Genomic DNA, 641 nt, shown 5'->3' on the forward strand with positions numbered 1-641 from the left:
ATGAATGCCATCCTTTATATCAACAAGACCGGCTGCCAGTGGCGTATGCTTCCTTCTGACTTCGCCCCTTGGCAAACCGTCTATTACTACTTCCGCAAGTGGAAGCTTGAAGGTGTGTTTGAAGAGGTGATGGATGCCTTGCACTCCCTTATCCGTAAACAGGCGGGACGGGAGGAAAGTCCCAGTCTTGGCATCATGGATTCCAGAAGCGTAAAGACTTCCCATCATGTTGATTCTGACCGTGGTATAGACGGGAACAAGAAAATCAAGGGACGGAAAGAGCACATCATAGTCGATACGCTTGGCCTTCCGTTAGCCGTCACAATCCATGAAGCCAACCTGCATGACAGCAAGGGCGCCCCACAAGCCATAGAAAAACTCGCTTATAAATTTCCGCGCTTGGTTAAAATATTGGCGGATGGAGGCTACAGGGGAGATTTGGCTGATTGGGTCAAGAAGAAATTCGGATGGATATTGGAGGTCGTACTCAGACCGGACGAATGTCCATCCAAATTTCAAGTACTGCCCAAACGCTGGATTGTGGAACGCTCTTTCTCATGGCTGGAAAACTTCAGAAGGCTGACCATCGATTATGAATTCCTTGCTGAAACCGCAGAAGCTATGGTACAGATTGCATTCAT

At 48.2% G+C, this 641-nt stretch carries 1 protein-coding gene; it reads left to right on the plus strand.

What is annotated here, in order from left to right; all coding sequences use genetic code 11:
* Window positions 1-641: IS5 family transposase (locus tag B5G04_RS19215; protein ID WP_087398368.1), on the plus strand; the 641-nt coding region annotated here is incomplete at both ends.

Origin of the sequence: Bacteroides sp. An51A, assembly GCF_002161565.1 — a bacterium.
In the GTDB taxonomy this organism is placed as follows: domain Bacteria; phylum Bacteroidota; class Bacteroidia; order Bacteroidales; family Bacteroidaceae; genus Phocaeicola; species Phocaeicola intestinalis.